General features: G+C 55.6%; 18 protein-coding genes. 14 read left to right on the plus strand and 4 right to left on the minus strand.

Annotated elements, in window-relative coordinates; all coding sequences use genetic code 11:
• The first annotated feature begins 39 nt into the window (after window positions 1-39).
• The 8 genes from QOY30_RS15020 (at window position 40) to QOY30_RS15055 (ending at window position 5,875) form a co-directional block, all read left to right on the plus strand.
• Window positions 40-510 (plus strand): prepilin-type N-terminal cleavage/methylation domain-containing protein, encoded by a 471-nt coding sequence (locus tag QOY30_RS15020; protein ID WP_283745428.1) that lies wholly within the window; start codon window positions 40-42, stop codon window positions 508-510.
• Entirely contained in the window at window positions 507-887 is a 381-nt protein-coding gene (gspI, locus tag QOY30_RS15025) for a type II secretion system minor pseudopilin GspI (RefSeq protein ID WP_283745429.1), read from the plus strand. The genes QOY30_RS15020 and gspI overlap by 4 nt, the downstream gene beginning before the upstream one ends.
• Entirely contained in the window at window positions 884-1,492 is a 609-nt protein-coding gene (gspJ, locus tag QOY30_RS15030; protein WP_283745430.1) for a type II secretion system minor pseudopilin GspJ, read from the plus strand. Before gspI ends, gspJ begins: the two co-directional genes overlap by 4 nt.
• Window positions 1,489-2,409, plus strand: a complete 921-nt coding sequence (gspK, locus tag QOY30_RS15035) for a type II secretion system minor pseudopilin GspK (RefSeq protein ID WP_283745431.1) — start codon at window positions 1,489-1,491, stop codon at window positions 2,407-2,409. The genes gspJ and gspK overlap by 4 nt, the downstream gene beginning before the upstream one ends.
• Window positions 2,406-3,614, plus strand: a complete 1,209-nt coding sequence (gspL, locus tag QOY30_RS15040) for a type II secretion system protein GspL (RefSeq protein ID WP_283745432.1) — start codon at window positions 2,406-2,408, stop codon at window positions 3,612-3,614. Before gspK ends, gspL begins: the two co-directional genes overlap by 4 nt.
• Window positions 3,611-4,114, plus strand: a complete 504-nt coding sequence (locus QOY30_RS15045) for a type II secretion system protein M (RefSeq protein ID WP_283745433.1) — start codon at window positions 3,611-3,613, stop codon at window positions 4,112-4,114. The genes gspL and QOY30_RS15045 overlap by 4 nt, the downstream gene beginning before the upstream one ends.
• A complete protein-coding gene (gene gspN, locus QOY30_RS15050) occupies window positions 4,111-4,869 on the plus strand; it encodes a type II secretion system protein N (RefSeq protein WP_283745434.1) in 759 nt (252 codons plus the stop codon). The genes QOY30_RS15045 and gspN overlap by 4 nt, the downstream gene beginning before the upstream one ends.
• A gap of 376 nt (window positions 4,870-5,245) precedes the next feature.
• Window positions 5,246-5,875: a flavin reductase family protein gene (locus tag QOY30_RS15055; protein WP_283745435.1), complete on the plus strand. Its 630-nt coding sequence runs from the start codon at window positions 5,246-5,248 to the stop codon at window positions 5,873-5,875.
• Between the two features lie 208 nt (window positions 5,876-6,083).
• Here the strand turns inward: QOY30_RS15055 and QOY30_RS15060 are convergent, their stop codons facing one another.
• Window positions 6,084-6,755, minus strand: coding sequence for an OmpA family protein (locus tag QOY30_RS15060; RefSeq protein WP_283745436.1), 672 nt, complete (start codon window positions 6,753-6,755; stop codon window positions 6,084-6,086).
• A gap of 511 nt (window positions 6,756-7,266) precedes the next feature.
• On the opposite strand from QOY30_RS15060, the gene QOY30_RS15065 reads away from it, so the two are divergent.
• Both QOY30_RS15065 and QOY30_RS15070 read left to right on the plus strand, forming a co-directional pair.
• Window positions 7,267-8,214 (plus strand): ABC transporter substrate-binding protein, encoded by a 948-nt coding sequence (locus tag QOY30_RS15065; protein ID WP_283745437.1) that lies wholly within the window; start codon window positions 7,267-7,269, stop codon window positions 8,212-8,214.
• A 190-nt stretch (window positions 8,215-8,404) separates the two neighbouring features.
• Entirely contained in the window at window positions 8,405-10,429 is a 2,025-nt protein-coding gene (locus QOY30_RS15070; RefSeq protein WP_283745438.1) for a TonB-dependent receptor plug domain-containing protein, read from the plus strand.
• 133 nt (window positions 10,430-10,562) lie between these two features.
• On the opposite strand, the gene QOY30_RS15075 is transcribed toward QOY30_RS15070, so the two are convergent.
• The 3 genes from QOY30_RS15075 to QOY30_RS15085 all read right to left on the minus strand — a co-directional run bounded on the left by QOY30_RS15075 (window position 10,563) and on the right by QOY30_RS15085 (window position 13,254).
• Window positions 10,563-11,399 carry a CZB domain-containing protein gene (locus QOY30_RS15075; protein WP_283745439.1) on the minus strand — a complete coding sequence of 279 codons (837 nt, stop codon included), beginning with the start codon at window positions 11,397-11,399 and terminating at the stop codon, window positions 10,563-10,565.
• Window positions 11,400-11,924: 525 nt separating this feature from the next.
• A complete protein-coding gene (locus QOY30_RS15080) occupies window positions 11,925-12,416 on the minus strand; it encodes a PilZ domain-containing protein (RefSeq protein WP_283745440.1) in 492 nt (163 codons plus the stop codon).
• A 379-nt stretch (window positions 12,417-12,795) separates the two neighbouring features.
• Window positions 12,796-13,254 (minus strand): Spy/CpxP family protein refolding chaperone, encoded by a 459-nt coding sequence (locus QOY30_RS15085; RefSeq protein WP_283745441.1) that lies wholly within the window; start codon window positions 13,252-13,254, stop codon window positions 12,796-12,798.
• Between the two features lie 154 nt (window positions 13,255-13,408).
• Between QOY30_RS15085 and QOY30_RS15090 the strand changes: the two genes are divergently transcribed.
• From QOY30_RS15090 to mtgA, 4 genes are read left to right on the plus strand one after another with little or no spacing between them, the layout of a single operon-like run.
• The gene (locus QOY30_RS15090; protein ID WP_283745442.1) at window positions 13,409-14,137 is read left to right on the plus strand and encodes a response regulator; all 729 of its coding nucleotides are present in this window, start codon (window positions 13,409-13,411) and stop codon (window positions 14,135-14,137) included.
• 1 nt (window position 14,138) lies between these two features.
• Window positions 14,139-15,482, plus strand: a complete 1,344-nt coding sequence (locus tag QOY30_RS15095) for an ATP-binding protein (RefSeq protein ID WP_283745443.1) — start codon at window positions 14,139-14,141, stop codon at window positions 15,480-15,482.
• 55 nt (window positions 15,483-15,537) lie between these two features.
• On the plus strand, window positions 15,538-16,344 hold the full coding sequence (aroE, locus tag QOY30_RS15100) for a shikimate dehydrogenase (protein WP_283745444.1): 807 nt from the start codon (window positions 15,538-15,540) through the stop codon (window positions 16,342-16,344).
• Window positions 16,341-17,036, plus strand: a complete 696-nt coding sequence (mtgA, locus tag QOY30_RS15105; protein WP_283745445.1) for a monofunctional biosynthetic peptidoglycan transglycosylase — start codon at window positions 16,341-16,343, stop codon at window positions 17,034-17,036. The genes aroE and mtgA overlap by 4 nt, the downstream gene beginning before the upstream one ends.
• The last annotated feature ends 3 nt before the right edge of the window (window positions 17,037-17,039 follow it).

Here is a 17,039-nt window from a genome sequence, read left to right on the forward strand (position 1 = left end):
AGTTTCAACAGGAATTCCATCAAGGGTTCGGATGGGGGAATGCACGGCTTCACGCTGCTTGAAATGATGGTGGCGCTGGTCGTCGCCAGCATCATGCTCACTGTGGCGACGTTGAATCTGATGCCTAACGCACAGACCGTGTTGCGCGATGAATCGCAACGACTGGCTTTCCTGATGGAAAACGGTGCGATGAGTTCGCAGGCAGGCGGACAACCTCTGGCCTGGTCCGGCACCGGCAACAGCTACCGTTTCTGGAAGCGCACAAAAGACGGCATATGGGAGCGCATCGAACGCGACAACCTCTTGCATCCCCGCATCCTGCCGGATACGGTCCGCATAGGCAAAGTCAGTTTCGACGGGCGCAGCATCGAGCCGGGCTCGCTGATTGTGCTCAGCCCCGAATTATCGGCCAAGGATTTTCGGGTGAGCCTGCTCAGTAACGGCATGGTTTCCGACATCGTCGGCAACGGCCTGGGCAAGGTGGATGTCGTGGCGGGGAGAACGCCATGAGTCTGCCCCGCAACTCAGCAGGCTTCACATTGCTTGAAGTCCTGGTTGCCCTTGCCATCCTCGCCATCGCCATGGCCGCGGTATCGCGCACCGCAAGTTCCAGCATCCGCAATGTCGATGCCTTGCGCATTCGCGTTATCGCCGACTGGGTGGCACAAAACCGCCTGGCTAACCACCAGGCTATGAGCGACTGGCCTGCACAAGGCATCCAGACGGGCAGTGAAGATCAGGCGGGACAAACCTACCCGTGGCAGGAAGAAGTCATCGACACCCCCAATCCCACCATGCGTCGCATCGTCGTCAGCGTGTATTCGCCGGATGACGGCAAATTCAAGCTGCGCGAATTGACCGGGTATCTGGTGCAATATCCGCGATGAGGAACAATTCCATAAAGGGCTTTACCCTGATCGAACTGCTCGTTGCAATGTTCGTATTTGCGATTTTGGCAGTCACCGCCTATCGCGGTCTCAACGCAGTGACCCAGGCGCGCGCCCATATCGATCGCGAGACGCGCAAATGGCAGGCGCTGGAGCGTTTTTTCGCGCGCCTCGACGGCGAGACGGCACAGGTGTTGCTGCGTCCGGTGCGCACGGCAAGCGGCGAGCTGGCGCCCGCCTGGGTCGGCTCGCCTTCCACCACTGAAAGCCTGGAGGATGTGCAACTGGCTTTCACGCGCAATGGCGGATTCGATGCCGACGGCAATCCGTTGTCGCCGCAGCGCGTCGGCTACCGGCTGCGGGAGAACAAACTGGAGATGTTGCGCTGGACTGCGCTGGATAGCGCCCCGTACAATGTGCCAACAGTGGATACCGTGCTGGAAGACGTAAGCGAATTCAATTTGCTTTACCTGACCAGCCACCTGACCTGGGAGACACAATGGCCTCCCGCCTTTCCCGATATTTCAGCACTGCCCAAAGCGGTGAAAGTGGAACTGGTGTTGAAGGGTGGCGATAAACTGACCCGGTTCTTTGCGCTGCAATGAAGACACAAACACAACATGGCGTAGCCTTGGTGCTGGTACTGTTGATCGTGGCCATGGCCACCACCATCGCCGCATTCATGGCGCAGCAGCAGGCTTTCTGGCAGCGCGAGATGGAGAATGGCCGCGACCGCGCGCAGGCGCGTCGCATCGCCGAAGCCGGAATCGACTGGGCGCGAGCGGTGCTGGCGGACGATGAGTCGGTCAATCCGGGAGTCGACAACGCGCGCGAGATGTGGGCGATGCAGTTGCCCGCCATCCCGGTGGAGGGCGGCGAAGTGCAAGGCACCATCGTCGACCAGCAGGGATTGTTCAACTTGAACAATCTGGTCGCTAACGGCGTGTTGAGCGCGCCCGATCTGGCGCGTTTCCAGCGCCTGCTCGCGGCACTGGGCCTGCCGCAGGAACTCGGCAACACGCTGGTAGACTGGATGGATGCGAATAGCGAGACGATGCCAAACGGTGCTGAAGACGAATATTACATGAGTCTCGACAAACCCTACCGCTGCGCCAATCTCCCGCTCTCCGACATCGGCGAGCTGGTTTGGGTAAGGGGTTTTGATGCCACTACCATCCAGCGGCTGCAGCCATTCGTGAGCGTGTTGCCGGAATCGAATACGGCAGTGAACGTGAACTTTGCGCCGCCGGAAGTGTTGATGGCGATACTGCCGGGATTGACGCTGCAGGATGCACGGCAATTGGCCTTGCAGGCAAGTTCGACCCCGTTCATGAGCCTGGCGGATTTTTTACAACGGTTACCCAAAACCGTGATACAAGACAGCACCCTGTTACTCAGCGTAAGCAGCCAATATTTTATGGTGACCGGATATGCCACCCAGGGCGACGGTGCTTCGTCGGCACATGTGCTGCTGCATCGCGCCGGTATCTGGGCGACACAAGTCAGAAAGAGCCTGCAATGAATCTTCGTATTTACCTCACTGCACACTGGCAGGATGCCGCATCGGGCTGTGCCTGGGTGCTGCTGGACGACGCGGGCAATGTACGCGAATCCGGCAACGGCACACTTGCATCGATGCCGCACAGCGACGAGGCAACAGTGATTGTCTCGGCAGAGCGCGTGCTGGCAACGACCGCGGTATTGCCCAGGATCAAACGCAGCAAACTTGAAACTGCACTGCCCTTCGCGCTGGAAGATGCGCTGATAGACGATGCTACCGAGGCGCATGTCACGCCCGGCGCGAAACTGCCGGACGGACGCACTGTGCTGTACACGCTGAACAGGAGTTGGCTCGCGCGTTTCCTTGCCGCCAGCGCCGCTGCAAAAGTGCGCGTGCGCCGCGTCGTTCCCGAATTCTGCCTGCTGCCGACGCGCGCCGGCGAATGGAGTCTGGCGTGGGACGGAACGCAAGGATTCCTGGCGACGACACACAGCCTGGGCGGCGCGCTGGATAGCGGCGACGATGCGCATGCACCGGTATCGCTGCAACTGCGCCTGCAACAGGATGCGCCCGCCGCGCTGCGGCTGTTCTCGCTTGGCAACGAAGTTCAGGTGCCGAACTGGGGACTCGGTGTTCCCGTCATTTGCGAAAAGCAGAGTATCGATTGGCGCAAGGCACCCATTCCCGGCGATGTTCCCAACCTGCTGTGGGGCAAACTGGCTCCGCCGCCGCGTATCAGCGAACTCTGGCCGTGGCTGCGCCCGGCGCTGATGGCAGCGCTGCTGCTGTTCGGCGTGGAAGTCTGCACCAGCAATCTGGAATGGGCGCTGCTCGCCAACGAAAAGCGCCAACTGATGCACAGCATGACGGAGACGTTCCAGGAGACTTTCGGCGCGGACGCCACCATCGTCGATGCTCCGTTGCAAATGCGGCGCAACCTGGCGCGTCTGCGCCATGCGGCGGGCATCAGCGACGACGCCGATTTCTCCCCGCTACTGGACAAATTCGCCGCCGCTTCGAGCTCACTCCCCGGCAGCACCTTGCGCACGCTGCGCTATGCCGACGGCAAACTGGATATCGAGATGGCGCTCGCGAGTGCAACCATGCTCGACAAGCTGCAACAGCGTATCGCCGAAACGGGGTTGACCGCGCAGGTGGTGGACAAACACGATGCGAGCGGCACCATAACGGTACAGCTGCGCGTATCTGCGGGGAGTGTGCGATGAAAGCAATATTTGAAAAACTGAAGACACGTCACTGGAATACGCTCAGCGCCACCGAGCAAAAAACCCTATTGCGCGGCGCGTTGCTACTCATACCGCTGCTGATGTACGGGGTGCTGTGGCAACCCGCGCACCAGGCTTTGCCCAAACTGCAGGAAACCTTGCCGCGACTGCGCGCGCAAGCCGACCAAATGCAGTCGCTCGCCGGGCAAGCGCAATCGTTGCGCCAGAAACCCCAGCTTGCCGTGCTGGACAGCGATGCCCTCAAAATCGCCGTGGAAAAATCGGCACAGGCGGCGGGTTTGCCGCTGCAGGTCTTGCCGGGCGAACAGAACAGCGTGCGCATCAGCGCCGATAGCATCTCTTTTGCACACTGGCTGCAATGGCAGCACGCACTGGAACTGAACCAGCACATCCGCGTTTCGACCGCGATGCTGGCAGCATCGCCCGAACCGGGCATGGTCAAGGTGCAAGCCACGCTGACCAACGGAGCGGACCAATGACGTTACGCCGCATGCTGTTGGCACTGATGTTCGGCAGCGTGTTCGTCATCGGCTTGTGTGTCTTCGCACCCGCCGCACTGATGGGCTACGCGCTCGAACGCATCACCGGCGGCACGCTGTCGCTGGCGCAAACGAAGGGCAGCCTGTGGCAGGGTTCCGGGGTTGCACTGTTGCGAAAGGATGCCCGCTATCAGACGCTCGGCAGCTATCGCTGGAGCCTGAAATTCCCCGGCACGACACTGCAAGTTCAAACCGGCGAATCCGCACCGATGACCCTGCATTACGCCCCTTTCGCCAAACGTATCGATATCGACAATCTGCACCTCGTCCTGCCCGCTTCTTCAATCGAACTCGCCGCCCCCCAACTCGGTCCCTACCAGCTTCAGGGCTCACTCGAAGTGGCCGGCGAACATCTTGCACTGAACGCCGCCGGACTGGACGGCGAGGTCACCGTGGATTGGTTACGCGCCGCTTCCGCATTGTCCGAAATACGGCCGCTGGGCGACTATCGCATCTTGCTCAAGGGCCATGCTGCGGGACTGGATGCACAACTGTCCACGCTTTCCGGCAAACTGTTGCTGTCCGCGACCGGCAGCTTCGACAGAGTGAACGGGATGCTCATCAACGGAACCGCACAAGCCGCCCCCGGTGAAGCGGCTGTGCAACTGAACGAGTTATTGCACCATCTCGGCCCGGAAGTCAGCCCGGGAGTATTCAAACTGTCCCTGATGCCGCAGCCCGCAGCGACGCGTTGACAACAAATCATCCACCAACCCGCTTTCCCCTTTCAAAATATGGGATAGAGGACAGGTTTTTCCCAAATCGCGGCACTGGCGTAATAAAAGCTGCTATAGAATTGGCAAGTCAAACCCAAACTTACTGATAGATTGATATGGGAGTCTTGCAGTGAAAAAATTTTTCTTGATTTTCATGCTTATTGCAGCCGGCTGGCTGCTAATAAGTGTCGTCTGGTCGAGCATATCCATGCACTTGGCGCAATCGGTTTTCCACAGGAGCTAAGCAATTTGATATCCACCGGCAAGCTACGGCTGTTGGCTTTGTCAGCCTGTTGCAGTTGCTCGGCTTAGGACACATTCCATTCCGACAGGTTTTTCCCCGGTAAATATACGCATGCAAATCGATCCTTCCCTGCACTCAAAAGCAGACAACTACAAGTTGCTGACAAATCTGGTAGTTCCCCGTCCGATCGCGTGGGTCACCAGCCAGAATGAAAGTGGCATTATCAATCTGGCACCATTCAGTTTTTTCAATGCGGTAGGCAGCGATCCGCTATATGTAATCATCAGCATCGGCCACAACGATGCGGGCGAATCCAAAGACACCGCAAAGAATATTCTCGCCAACGGTGAGTTTGTGGTGAATCTCGTTTCCGAGGATTTGTTCGAAGCAATGAATATTTCGGCGGCGGACTTTCCGCCCGGGCAAAGCGAATTGCTTGCGGCACACCTGCACTCATCACCCTCGGTTCATATCAAAGTGCCCCGTGTGGCCGAGGCGCAAGCCAGTCTCGAGTGCAAATTATTCAGCACGCAGGTGCTTGGTGCCAATACGCTGTTTATTGGCGAAGTGGTGATGTTTCATGTGGCGGACCATTTGATAGATGCGCATTTGCATATCAACAACTTTACACCCATCGGGCGGCTCGGTTCGCCTTCAGTTTATTGTCGTACTTCCGATCGATTCGATGTTTCGCGCATCACCTATCAACAATGGGTACGCGAATATGATCAATCGCAATGATCGTGATCGAGCGATTAACGGTCTTTGGTAAACCTGAATTGTGAAGGGCCAGAATTGGCCGAGAAGCCGAAGTCGGGAGTAGCAGTACTTTCTTTGATCTGACGGTTGCAAATCAGAATTGGGGAAGAACATTGCCCGATCTGAGAATTGTTTAAGCCATAAAAAAGCGGGCTGCAGGCAGCCCGCTCGTCATGAAGTAAAGTCTGGATTACTGCGCTACATGTTCCACCGAGTTGATTTCCACACGGCGGTTCTGTGCGCGACCTGCTGCGGTCCCGTTGTCGCCAACCGGATTTGCAGAACCCTTGCCATCGGTTGTAATACGACTTGCAGCAACACCCTTACCGGTCAGATATGCCTTGACTGATTCCGCGCGTTCCCTGGACAGGACCTGATTGGCCGCCTCTTTTCCGCGGTTGTCCGTATAACCTACAACCGCCAAATTCGCATCTTTGTATTTTGCCGCGAATTCCACAACGGTATCCAATTGCCCGAATGCTCCCGACTTGAGCTTCGCCGAACCCGTATCAAAATTGGCACCTTCAATGGTAATGGGCTTGTCAGTGAAGATTGTCTTCGGGGCAGGGGCAGGCGCAGGAACTGGTGCGGGGGCAGCTACAGCAACTGCCGGTGCAGGCGCCGGTGCGGTTGTTTTGGGTGACGTCGGCATGCCCTCGTTTGCGGGAACGCCATCGCATCCCGGAATCGCCATGGCAGGAGTCCAGAAGCCGGTATGCCAGCACTGCCCAAAATTGTTCGTTACGATTTGTCCGGTTGAATTTACTGCATATCCATTAGGTGCTGTTGTTGCCGAAATTGCCTGCATGCTGACCATCGCAAAGAAGGTGGCAAGTAGAGAAAGGGCTATTGATTTTTTCATTTTAATATTTCCTTTGATTTTTTTTGTTCGCCATGAATTTGTTTCTTTGGTAATTATATACCGTCGGCAATCTCCCAACTGATTGTCATAGCATCTTGCCCGACTGGAGTTTGCAGCTTTGAAAGCTCGAACATCAATAAGTTATGGCAAGCCGCAGGTCACAGAGTTACGTAATCGGGAAGTGAAAGTTAAATCCCGATTTTTTGAATGGTTAAGTGGGCGCTTGAAATGTGAATCGTTAAGACTGGAAAAACAGATGCTTGGCCTGAGGGATGTAGGCAGTCAGAACTCAGCCCAAAGCTTGCAGTTACAGCGTGTCCGCTGCCGCGGCAATGAAGTTCCAATGTACAATGTTTACAGGCAGAAACGTATTCCGGAGAGCAATCAAAAGCCGTCAGGATAGTTTTTTTGTGGCCTCGTACACATACCTTTTTCAGGTATATTGTTAAACATAACCAAAAACATCTTGGCCGCCTTGTGGTTGACATGAACACCTACGAATTGCAGAAACTTGGATAAGCCTGTATCAGAATTGCCACGCTTCGTGCGGTGTTGGAAGATCTGTTGTAGTTTGATTTTTCTGCTGTCCCTTCCCTTGCTCGCGTATGGCGCGGATGACTTGCGCGTTTTGGTGGTGCTCAGCGAGAGCTTGACGCCATATCAGACCTTTGCGAAAACCTTCCGGCAGAATCTGCCTTCAAATATCCTTGTGAGCGTATTGGAACATCCCGAGGAATTTTCAGTAAATGATCAGCAGGCAGATTTGATAGTAACGGTAGGAGTCAAAGCGACCGATTTGATGATGGACAAAGCCGCACCTGTTTTGGCCGTGATGATACCCAGCACGATGTACCTTGATCTGCAGATAAAGCAAACTCGCGTTAAACAGATTTCCGCGATCTATATAGATCAGCCTTTGTCGCGGCAGGTGGCTTTGTTAAGCGCGGCATTGCCCGAGAGCAGACGCGTAGGGGTACTGTATTCTGAAGGGTCGCGAATAGACCTGAAGGAATTGCACAATGAACTGGACAGGCAAGGCTATAAGCTGATTGCAAAGAAAATGCAAGGCAGTGAGACCCTGTCCTCCGATCTGGATGATGTGCTGGAACATAGCGATGTGTTGCTCGCAATCCCGGATAGCAATATTTTCAACAGCAGCTATATCCGCAATATCCTGCTGAGCAGTTACCGGCAGCACATACCCCTCGTCGGGCTGTCCCAAGCTTATGTCAATGCTGGCGCATTGTGCGCAATATTTTCCACCCCGGAGCAATTGGCTGCACAAGCAAGTGCCGAGGTCCTTTTGTTTGCACAATCGCGACATTTGCCCGGCCCGCAGCCCCCTGCGCTTTTTACCATCGCCGTCAATCGGGAAGTCGCCAGAACGTTAGACATAACAATAAAATCGCCGGATTCGCTGCATATGCAAATCGAAAATAGGGGTGGGGTAAAACGGTGATGCGAAAATCTGTGGCAACATGTTTGTTGCGGCGCCCCGACGCGAGAGCAATCAGGGTATTGAATGCGGACTCTTCAATATTGTTTGCTTACGGTGATCTTGCCGGCATCGACGCGGACATGCCAGAAGATATGTGCTTCGGCAGTAATGAATTATATTTTTTTGATTAATAAAAACGAATAGCCCTGATATGAAGACTAAGGCACGATATCGTATTCTTTCCGTTTCCATTTTGTGCCTGGTTGCAAAGGGAACATGGGCAAGCGACTATGCAAGCGACCAGGATTATTTGCAGGAATTCCCGGTTGTATTAAGTGCTTCGCGCTTATCGCAACCTTTGTCGGAAGCCCCCAATGCAATGACGGTCATTGATCGCAAGATGATCGCCGAATCCGGCTTTCGCTCGCTCCCCGACGTGTTCAAACTGGTTCCCGGCATGTATGTCAGTTATTACGCGGGCTCGCAGGCGGTTGTTTCCTACCATGGTGCATTAAGCCAGGATGCCCCTGGCATGCAGGTCCTGATTGACGGCCGCAGCGTGTATCTCCCTCCTTTCAATACCGTGGACTGGGCGCTGCTGCCGATCACTCTGGATGATATCGAACGCATCGAAGTAATACGCGGACCTGCCGCGGCTTCGTATGGCGAAAATTCGGTGCATGGCGTGATCAATATCATCACCCGCGATGCCGGTGCAGTTGAAGGCATGAGCATTTCCAACACACGGGGCAACAAAGGCATCAACGACGGCGCGGTTCATTTTGGAAAGCACGGAGAGACGCTGGATTACCGGATGACGCTGGCTTATACAGCCGATAACGGCTATGACAACCTCACCACCCCGCCTAACAACATCACCATGGCCCAGGCACAGAACACGGGGTTGCTCAACAACACCAACGACAGCAATCAGGCGCGCCTGATGAACTATCGCGCAACCTATCACCCCGATGCCGTGAACGACATCGACGTGCAGTTCGGCTTTACCCACGATGTGATGGGCGTCGGCTTCTGGGACAGTTCGCTCGACAAGCCGCACAACATGATCGGCTATTCAAACACCGAGCAGATTGAATGGCTGCACCGCACCGACAACACGTCCGAAGTGAGCCTGCGCTTCTACCATATCCAGCACAGCACCAACGAGAACTACCTGCTCGGAACGCCTGCCTACACTGTTGCCACTTCGATGGACACCGGGCGCAACGAGATCGAGCTGCAGCATACCTTGAGAACTTCCGAATCCAACAGGCTGGTATACGGCGCCGGTTATCGCCAGGACAAGGTGGACGGAAACTCATACTATCCGGTCGCGGTTCCATCGTCTTTCCCGGCGTCGTTTGCCGTCACCGAGTTCCGGACGTTTGCCAACGACGAATGGCGTTTCAACGACAAACTGATCGTCAACACAGGCGGGATGCTGGAAAAGGATGCCATGGGCAACCGGGAATTTTCGCCGCGCGCTTCCCTGAACTACCATCTCACGCCGCAACATACGGTACGGGCAGGCGCGTCAATCGCGCATCGCACGCCGTCGCTCGGGGAACAGTATGCCAGCCAGGCAAATCCGTACCAGCTCGGATACAAGTATGAACTGAGCCCCTATCCCACTTCCGGCGGTCTGACACCCGAGAAGATCCTGTCGCGCGAAATCGGTTATCTCGGCGAATTGCGCGACCTGAACACCTCGATCGATCTGCGCCTCTTCAATGACCAGATGAGCAACATGATCTACCCGCTGCCCAATTCCGCCCTGTGGGGCAACGGCATGGAGGCCAGCTACCGCGGGGTTGAAACGACCGTCAAATACGCATTCAGCGATTCCGGCAATCTCACTTTCAACTACACCGATGAAAACGTCGACAGCAACAGCGGCTCACTGTCGCTCGGGCAACTTAACTCACTGGCGGGAAGCCTGCCGAAAACCATCATCAGCACGCTGTATGCGCAACGGTTGCCGAACGATGCGATGTTCAGCGCAGCCTACTACTTCCAATCCTCCATGCTCGGATTCGATCGCGGGCCCATCGATTTCCAGCCCACGCACCGCCGCGTCGACATGCGCCTTGCCCAGCCTTTCAGGGATTTTGGCGGCATGAATGGCGAGGTGGCCGTGGTGGTGCAGAATATGTTCAATACTGCTTACACGGAATACATTGCCACCGCTTTATTCAATCGGCGGGCATTTGTCACGCTGACTCTGCACTGGCAATAACATTCGGGCATCCGCAATTTGCGGTTGATTTAGATTTGCTGCCGACGCCTTTGGGCCGGTTTTTGTACTTTGTTCATCTTGCTTGCAGACGTCCGCTCCGCGCAGCAGGGCGATGAAGGGCGGCCGGATTAGCCTACATAAACTTGGCCAGCTGATGCAGATCCCGAATCAAGCTGCGAGAAATGCGATTGAACTCGTCTATCGACTGATCCAGGCTTTCCCCCGAATTGCTTTGAATCTTGATTACGATGTCCCCGGCGATTTTGTGAAACTCGGCGTGGGTTTTCTTGAGGTTTTCAAAATGGGGTTGGTCGTGGAATATCTTGGAAAAAGGGCTGTGGATCCATTTGCCCAACTCGCATCCCGTGTCAACGGAAACTTCCCCGGGACTGAAAGTCTCTTTAGATTCGCCATTGATCGCATTCTGGAAGCGCGCTTTCCATTTGATATGAGCCTGAATCGCTTCAGCCAGGTCCAACCCGGAGCGCTGTCCGGAATTGTCCGATTCGAAGACTCCCTTCTTCTTTTTTAGCCCTAGCCGGTAAAAGAGTCCCGAGTTGGTCTGATAGGTCTGAATGTTCTCGAACAGTTCAAAGTGCCTTACGAAGGGCCGGCTCAGCAGCGGGTTCTTCAGCATCTGGGCGTAATCGCCTTTTTGGAACTGCAACTGATGGGTGGCGAATGCAATGCCCAGGTTGTAAAGGGAGAATCCATTTTCGATCCAGCCCTTCCAGTTGTCTTCCGTTGCGCGCAAATCCCAATCGACCTCGCTGCTGCTGATTCCGGAAAGCGTCGAAGTCGCCATTCCGTGCTCAATGACGAGTACACCCCGCGGCCGGGGTTCCCCAATGAAACCGTAACCGACACGGGAAGAAAACGATGCCTTCTGCAAGGGCTCGAAGACTTGGGGCGCCGAGTTCCATTCATTCTTCAGGTTGGCAATCCATTGTTCAGAGAACAAGGGGATCATACTTTCAATTTCCTTGGTTGATTCAGAATCGACTTGCCTGCCATACCGGCCGGGATGCGGGACTTGAGCGATAGGACCAAATATGAACAGTAGAACATAGCCAGGATATTTAGAACAATGGCGACATTAAGATCCATTTATTATCTCCCTGTGAGGTTCTTTCAAAACTCCGCATGCGAGCGAAATCAATTGCATTTGACTACGAACAAAGAGGTATGCAGGAACCATTATTCGCAAGATGCAAGATTTCCTGTAACGCATCCATATCCCCATGTTTATCCTACACAGAATGGCACAAAAATGCCTGGCACCTAAAGAGGTAGCCCAAAGGGGTTGGTAGCGTTCTGATTTTTATAGCCCGAATGAGTTTGGTTGGGTATACAGGATGCGACAAAGACGTTCTGCGCCAATCGCGAGGTTGCGCGCTTCGGCCACGCGAAGGACCGTTTCTTGCCCGTTTGTCTTTGCCCTGCGCAACCTCCGCAATGCAGGTCAACTTCTGGCTCATCTTGCCAATTTCGTTTCCTACGAGAGAAGTGATTGAAGATATGTTTGGTCAGAATCCAGTGTAAATTGGATAAAACTTATGCTTGAACGGAACGCTTCCTCAGCACTATCGAAGACCGTGGATGTTATTTTCCCTGATACTTCCAAAACGTGATGTGGGCTTGAAATATCGGCGGGTGGTATATGAATATGCAATTTGACGAGTTTTGAATTTTGCAAATTATGATCGAGGACTAAATTAAGCCCTTTCATCGAAATATCCTTAACTATGCCTTGGAATACATCGTGTCCGTCAACACGCACTTCGGCATGCCATTTGAAGTGTGGGTGAGGCTCGTCATGTATGTCTCTGGTCTTTCTTTGATCAGCAGTGGCAGTTGGAATTACATCGGCAATAGGGACGCCATCGCCACTGCCAACCTTGGTATTTGGCGGGATCTCCTCAATGTCTTTCGGTGGCAAGTCAGCGGTATCACCGGTTGGGGAATTCGATAAATTTTCTTCAACCATGCCTTATCACCTAATGAAGGGAGTCTTGAAAGTCTCTTTCGGTATGTAAAAGCAGTACTCCCAAGGTTGACTTACCACTGCGAGCAGCCACAATCAAATGACCGCTTTGTCCGACTGCGGGATGTCAAACATTTTACTCGCCGGTGCCCGTTGCGCAATCAATCCCGGTCGTTCAGTTTGGCATATGTGAAATTCCGCAGATGGCACAACTGAGATATTCATAATCATGGCGATCAACACGGTTTGGTTTGATTGCACAAATGACAACGGGCACAGCCTGATAGAAGGCCGCGCCCGTTGCTCGAAGTTTCCGCCTGGCAGGATGGCTGGCAACGCCAGCACTCTCAAGCAGTGCGGTGTTGCACTGGATCAATGATGGTTACTTGCCGCGCCAATGTCCACGGTCTCCCGGATGAGGCATTTGATCGTCGAAGATCTTCTGCTGTTCCGGCGTCAGTACCGCGTAGAACTCTTTAAGCGCAGCCAGATGATCGGTCATTTTTGCCTCCATGGCTTTCATGTGTTCCAGGCCTTTTTCCAGACGTTGCGGCGCATTCAGCTTATCCATTTCGGCAGGATCAGGACGGGTCGTGCCGTCCATCATCGGTGGCTGGGCCGCGAATTTCTTCCACGCGGTTTCTTGCTGCGCAGTCAATTTCAATTTGTCGTGCAATTTGGCCAGATGCTGCTCGTGGTACTTTTCCATCTTGGCCGAGTCCCAGCCCATCATGCCGCCGTGCCCTCCGTATCCGCAGTCTTCGCCGCCGTGGGCATACACACTTGCGGACAAGGCGGCGATTGCCACCCCCGCCAATAACATCTTCACTGATTTATTCATAATCGTTCTCCATCGTATCGGTTGAATGACGTGCCTCGAAGCACGGTGCCCATTTAACTCGTTGCATGTATCCGGTGTATGTCAGGCAACGAACATTTTGTACAGAATTGTATCGGCCGCCCGCAATCGCCGATTTCGTTGTAATGTCCGCCCCATGACGACAACTGCCACACCGCCGCGCATCCTGGTCGTGGATGACGATGCAGACATCCGCAGCCTGCTGGCCGACTACCTCGGCGAGCAAGGCTGGCTGATCAGCACCGCACAGGATGGTACAACCATGCAGCAGGTGCTTGACACCACGCCGATCGACTTGATCGTGCTGGATCTCACCCTGCCCGGCAGCGACGGGCTGACCCTATGCCGTGATCTGCGTGCGCGTTCCACCATTCCGGTCATCATGCTGACTGCGCGCAGCGCACCACTGGACCGTATCCTGGGGTTGGAGATGGGCGCCGACGACTATTTGTGCAAGCCGTTCGAACCGCGCGAATTGCTGGTGCGTATCCGCAACATTTTGCGCCGCAGCAGTACGGTGACTAATGAAATATCCGGCTCCGCATCGTTGTGGCACTTCGCCGGCTGGACGCTGGACGAGACCACCCGGCAATTGCAGAACAGTGCCGGGCTGGTGGTCATGCTCTCCGGTGGCGAATACCGTTTACTCAAGGCCCTATTGGAACGCCCCAACCGCGCGCTCAATCGCGACCAGTTGTTGACCCTGACCCAGGGCCGCGAGACCGACCCGCTCGACCGTTCCATCGATTTGCATATCAGCCGCCTGCGCCAGAAGCTGGGCGACGATGCCCGTGCGCCGAAACTCATCAAGACGCTGCGCAACGAAGGGTATCTGCTGGCGGCTACAGTAAAGCGAGGTGAATGAGATGTTGACGATCTACCGCTCCATGCATGGCCGCCTGTTCCTGATCCTGTTGACCGGCATGATCGTGACAGCCGCCGGCACCGTGCTGCTCACCCATTCCAGGCAGCAGGAGATGTTTGACCGCATACGCGCCCAGCATCTGGCCACCGAGATCGCCGAGATGGCGGAGTCGCTGGAACGGATCCCGCTGCCGCAGCGCGACGATTTCCTGCATGAACCGCACGGTATGGGTATACGCGGGCACCTGGACAACGTTGCATTGCCTCCCATCACAGCCCGGGACGCCCTGCTGGAAGATGCACTGCACCAGCGACTGGACGGAGTGGATATTGAAGCCGAATTGCCGAATGATGCGGCTTGCGCCGGTGAGCCCATAAGATGGCCGCGACGCATGCATGAACCACCACAGTGCGAGCGTGTACACATTGTGTTGCAGGACGGCAGCAGATTTTCACTGCTCATGCCCATGCCGCCGATGCGCGGGCAGCTCTACCCGCCGCCGGTCTGGAGTGCAATGTTGTTGTTCGCACTGTGCATCGGTCTGCTGGCCTGGCTGGTGGCACGCATCGCCACCCGTCCTTTGCGCCAGTTAGCTGATGCCGCGGACAACCTCGATATCTCCCGCGTCGGCAAACCATTGCCCGAACAGGGCAGCAACGAAGTGCGCGTTGCGACACGGGCCTTCAACCGGATGCAGCGGCGCATCTATGACGATGTGCGTGAACGTACCGGCATGCTGGCCGCGATCACACACGATCTGCAAACACCGCTGACCCGCCTGCGGCTGCGCCTGGAAAAACTGCCGGACGAAGCATTGCGCAACAAGCTGGTCGGCGACATGCAATCCATGCAGCAGATGTTGCAGGAAGGACTGGAACTGGCGCGCAGCCTGGATACCAGCGAGGCGACGCAACTGCTCGATCTCGATTCGCTGCTGGACAGCCTGTGCAGCGATGCAGTCGAAGCCGGACAGCAAGTGGATTACATCGAACATACAGCCGTGCAATTGAAGGCTCATCCGCTGGCCTTGCGCCGCGCATTGTCCAATCTTCTGGACAATGCGGTGAAATACGGGCAGCGCGCCGAAGTCTCGTTGAGCCGCGACGCGCGCCAGTGCCATATCCGCATCCGCGATTTCGGCCCCGGAATACCGCCCGAACTGCTGGAAACCGTATTCACCCCCTTCTACCGCATCGAACACTCCCGTTCGCGCGAGTCGGGCGGCACCGGTCTGGGCCTGAGCATCGCCCGCAGCATCGTACAACGTCACAACGGTGAGCTGGTACTGACAAACCATCCGTCGGGTGGGCTGGAAGCGTCTGTCGTATTGCCCTTAAGCGCATAAATTGGGGGGATGCTTCCGATATAATCCGCTTCTCGATTCTGACGCCCGAACCAGCATGACCGACCGTTACGCCGTCATCGGCAACCCCATCTCGCATAGCAAGTCTCCCCTGATCCACCAATTGTTCGCGCAGCAGACAGGACAGGACATGAGTTACGAAGCCATCGAAGCGCCGCTCGACGGCTTCGCCGCGACCATCCGGCGACTGCGCGCAGAAGATTACAAAGGCTGCAACGTGACCGTGCCGTTCAAACTGGAGGCATACCAGCTATGCGACAGACTCGGCGAACGCGCGCGCGATGCGAAGGCGGTCAACACCCTGATATTCCAGGACGGCAAGATACTCGGCGCGAATACGGACGGTGCGGGCCTGCTCAACGACATCGAACAGAACCTCGGTTTCAAATTGATGTGGAAGAATGCCCTCCTGCTGGGTGCCGGCGGCGCGGCATCGGGCGTGCTGTGGCCGCTGTTCAACGCCGGGGTCGGGGTGGACATCGCCAACCGCAACATCGAAAAGGCACAGATCCTGGCCAAGGAATTCACCGGTTCCGGCACGGTCTACGCTCGCCGCTATGAAGAACTGGCCGGAAGACAATACGACCTCGTCATCAACGCCACCTCCAGCAGTCTGTCGGACGAGTTGCCGCCGTTGCCGGACGGTTTGTTCAAACCCGGCGCACTCGCCTATGACATGATGTACGGACGCGAGACGCCGTTCATGGCATTTGCCCGCAGGCAAGGTGCAACAACTGTCTCGGACGGGCTAGGCATGCTGGTGGAGCAAGCCGCCGAAGCCTTTTACCTGTGGCGCAATGTGCGCCCTAACACTCAAGCTGTGCTCGGCCAATTGCGCAAATGAAAAAGACAAAAAGTCTTTTTTGGCGCATTCTGCTGGCGATTTTTCTGCTATTGGTCTTGTATCAGTTGTGGCTGTTTGCGCATGTCTGCTGGTGGATCAAGTTCAATCCTGCCACAAGCGCCTTCATGGAAGACCGCCTGGAAGTGATGCAGGACAAGAATCCAAAAGCGGAGCTGCAGTACAAGTGGGTGCCTTACGACCGGATATCCGACAATCTGAAGCGTGCACTAATCGCCTCCGAGGATGCAAAATTCGTGGATCACGAAGGCTTCGATTGGGAAGGTATCGCCAAGGCCTACGAGAAGAACAGGAAGAAGGGCAGGATCGTTGCGGGCGGTTCCACCATCAGCCAGCAACTGGCGAAGAATCTGTTCCTTTCCACCAAGCGCACGCCGTGGCGCAAAGCGGAAGAAGCGATCATCACCCTGATGCTGGAGGCAGTGATGGATAAACAGCGCATCCTGGAGATATACCTGAACGTGATCGAGTGGGGAGAAGGTGTATTTGGCGCTGAAGCGGCGGCTCGGCATTATTTCGGCGTCAGCGCCGCGCAACTGAGCCCCGAGCAAGCGGCGAAACTCGCCGCCATGGTGCCCAACCCGCGCTACTACGACAGGCACCGCGAAGCTCGCGGCATGCTGGCCAAGACCATTGTCATCCTGGATCGCATGCCGGATGCCGATATTCCCTGAGCG

The sequence above is a fragment of the Sideroxydans sp. CL21 genome (genome assembly GCF_902459525.1).
Lineage (GTDB): Bacteria > Pseudomonadota > Gammaproteobacteria > Burkholderiales > Gallionellaceae > Sideroxyarcus.

What these genes read in the sequence shown, in the direction of transcription:
- QOY30_RS15020 (WP_283745428.1), top strand. Translation starts at nt 40, where the DNA reads ATGCACGGCTTCACGCTGCTTGAAATGATGGTGGCGCTGGTCGTCGCC.
- gspI (WP_283745429.1), top strand. Translation starts at nt 507, where the DNA reads ATGAGTCTGCCCCGCAACTCAGCAGGCTTCACATTGCTTGAAGTCCTG.
- gspJ (WP_283745430.1), top strand. Translation starts at nt 884, where the DNA reads ATGAGGAACAATTCCATAAAGGGCTTTACCCTGATCGAACTGCTCGTT.
- gspK (WP_283745431.1), top strand. Translation starts at nt 1,489, where the DNA reads ATGAAGACACAAACACAACATGGCGTAGCCTTGGTGCTGGTACTGTTG.
- gspL (WP_283745432.1), top strand. Translation starts at nt 2,406, where the DNA reads ATGAATCTTCGTATTTACCTCACTGCACACTGGCAGGATGCCGCATCG.
- QOY30_RS15045 (WP_283745433.1), top strand. Translation starts at nt 3,611, where the DNA reads ATGAAAGCAATATTTGAAAAACTGAAGACACGTCACTGGAATACGCTC.
- gspN (WP_283745434.1), top strand. Translation starts at nt 4,111, where the DNA reads ATGACGTTACGCCGCATGCTGTTGGCACTGATGTTCGGCAGCGTGTTC.
- QOY30_RS15055 (WP_283745435.1), top strand. Translation starts at nt 5,246, where the DNA reads ATGCAAATCGATCCTTCCCTGCACTCAAAAGCAGACAACTACAAGTTG.
- QOY30_RS15060 (WP_283745436.1), bottom strand. Translation starts at nt 6,755, where the DNA reads ATGAAAAAATCAATAGCCCTTTCTCTACTTGCCACCTTCTTTGCGATG.
- QOY30_RS15070 (WP_283745438.1), top strand. Translation starts at nt 8,405, where the DNA reads ATGAAGACTAAGGCACGATATCGTATTCTTTCCGTTTCCATTTTGTGC.
- QOY30_RS15075 (WP_283745439.1), bottom strand. Translation starts at nt 11,399, where the DNA reads ATGATCCCCTTGTTCTCTGAACAATGGATTGCCAACCTGAAGAATGAA.
- QOY30_RS15080 (WP_283745440.1), bottom strand. Translation starts at nt 12,416, where the DNA reads ATGGTTGAAGAAAATTTATCGAATTCCCCAACCGGTGATACCGCTGAC.
- QOY30_RS15085 (WP_283745441.1), bottom strand. Translation starts at nt 13,254, where the DNA reads ATGAATAAATCAGTGAAGATGTTATTGGCGGGGGTGGCAATCGCCGCC.
- QOY30_RS15090 (WP_283745442.1), top strand. Translation starts at nt 13,409, where the DNA reads ATGACGACAACTGCCACACCGCCGCGCATCCTGGTCGTGGATGACGAT.
- QOY30_RS15095 (WP_283745443.1), top strand. Translation starts at nt 14,139, where the DNA reads ATGTTGACGATCTACCGCTCCATGCATGGCCGCCTGTTCCTGATCCTG.
- aroE (WP_283745444.1), top strand. Translation starts at nt 15,538, where the DNA reads ATGACCGACCGTTACGCCGTCATCGGCAACCCCATCTCGCATAGCAAG.
- mtgA (WP_283745445.1), top strand. Translation starts at nt 16,341, where the DNA reads ATGAAAAAGACAAAAAGTCTTTTTTGGCGCATTCTGCTGGCGATTTTT.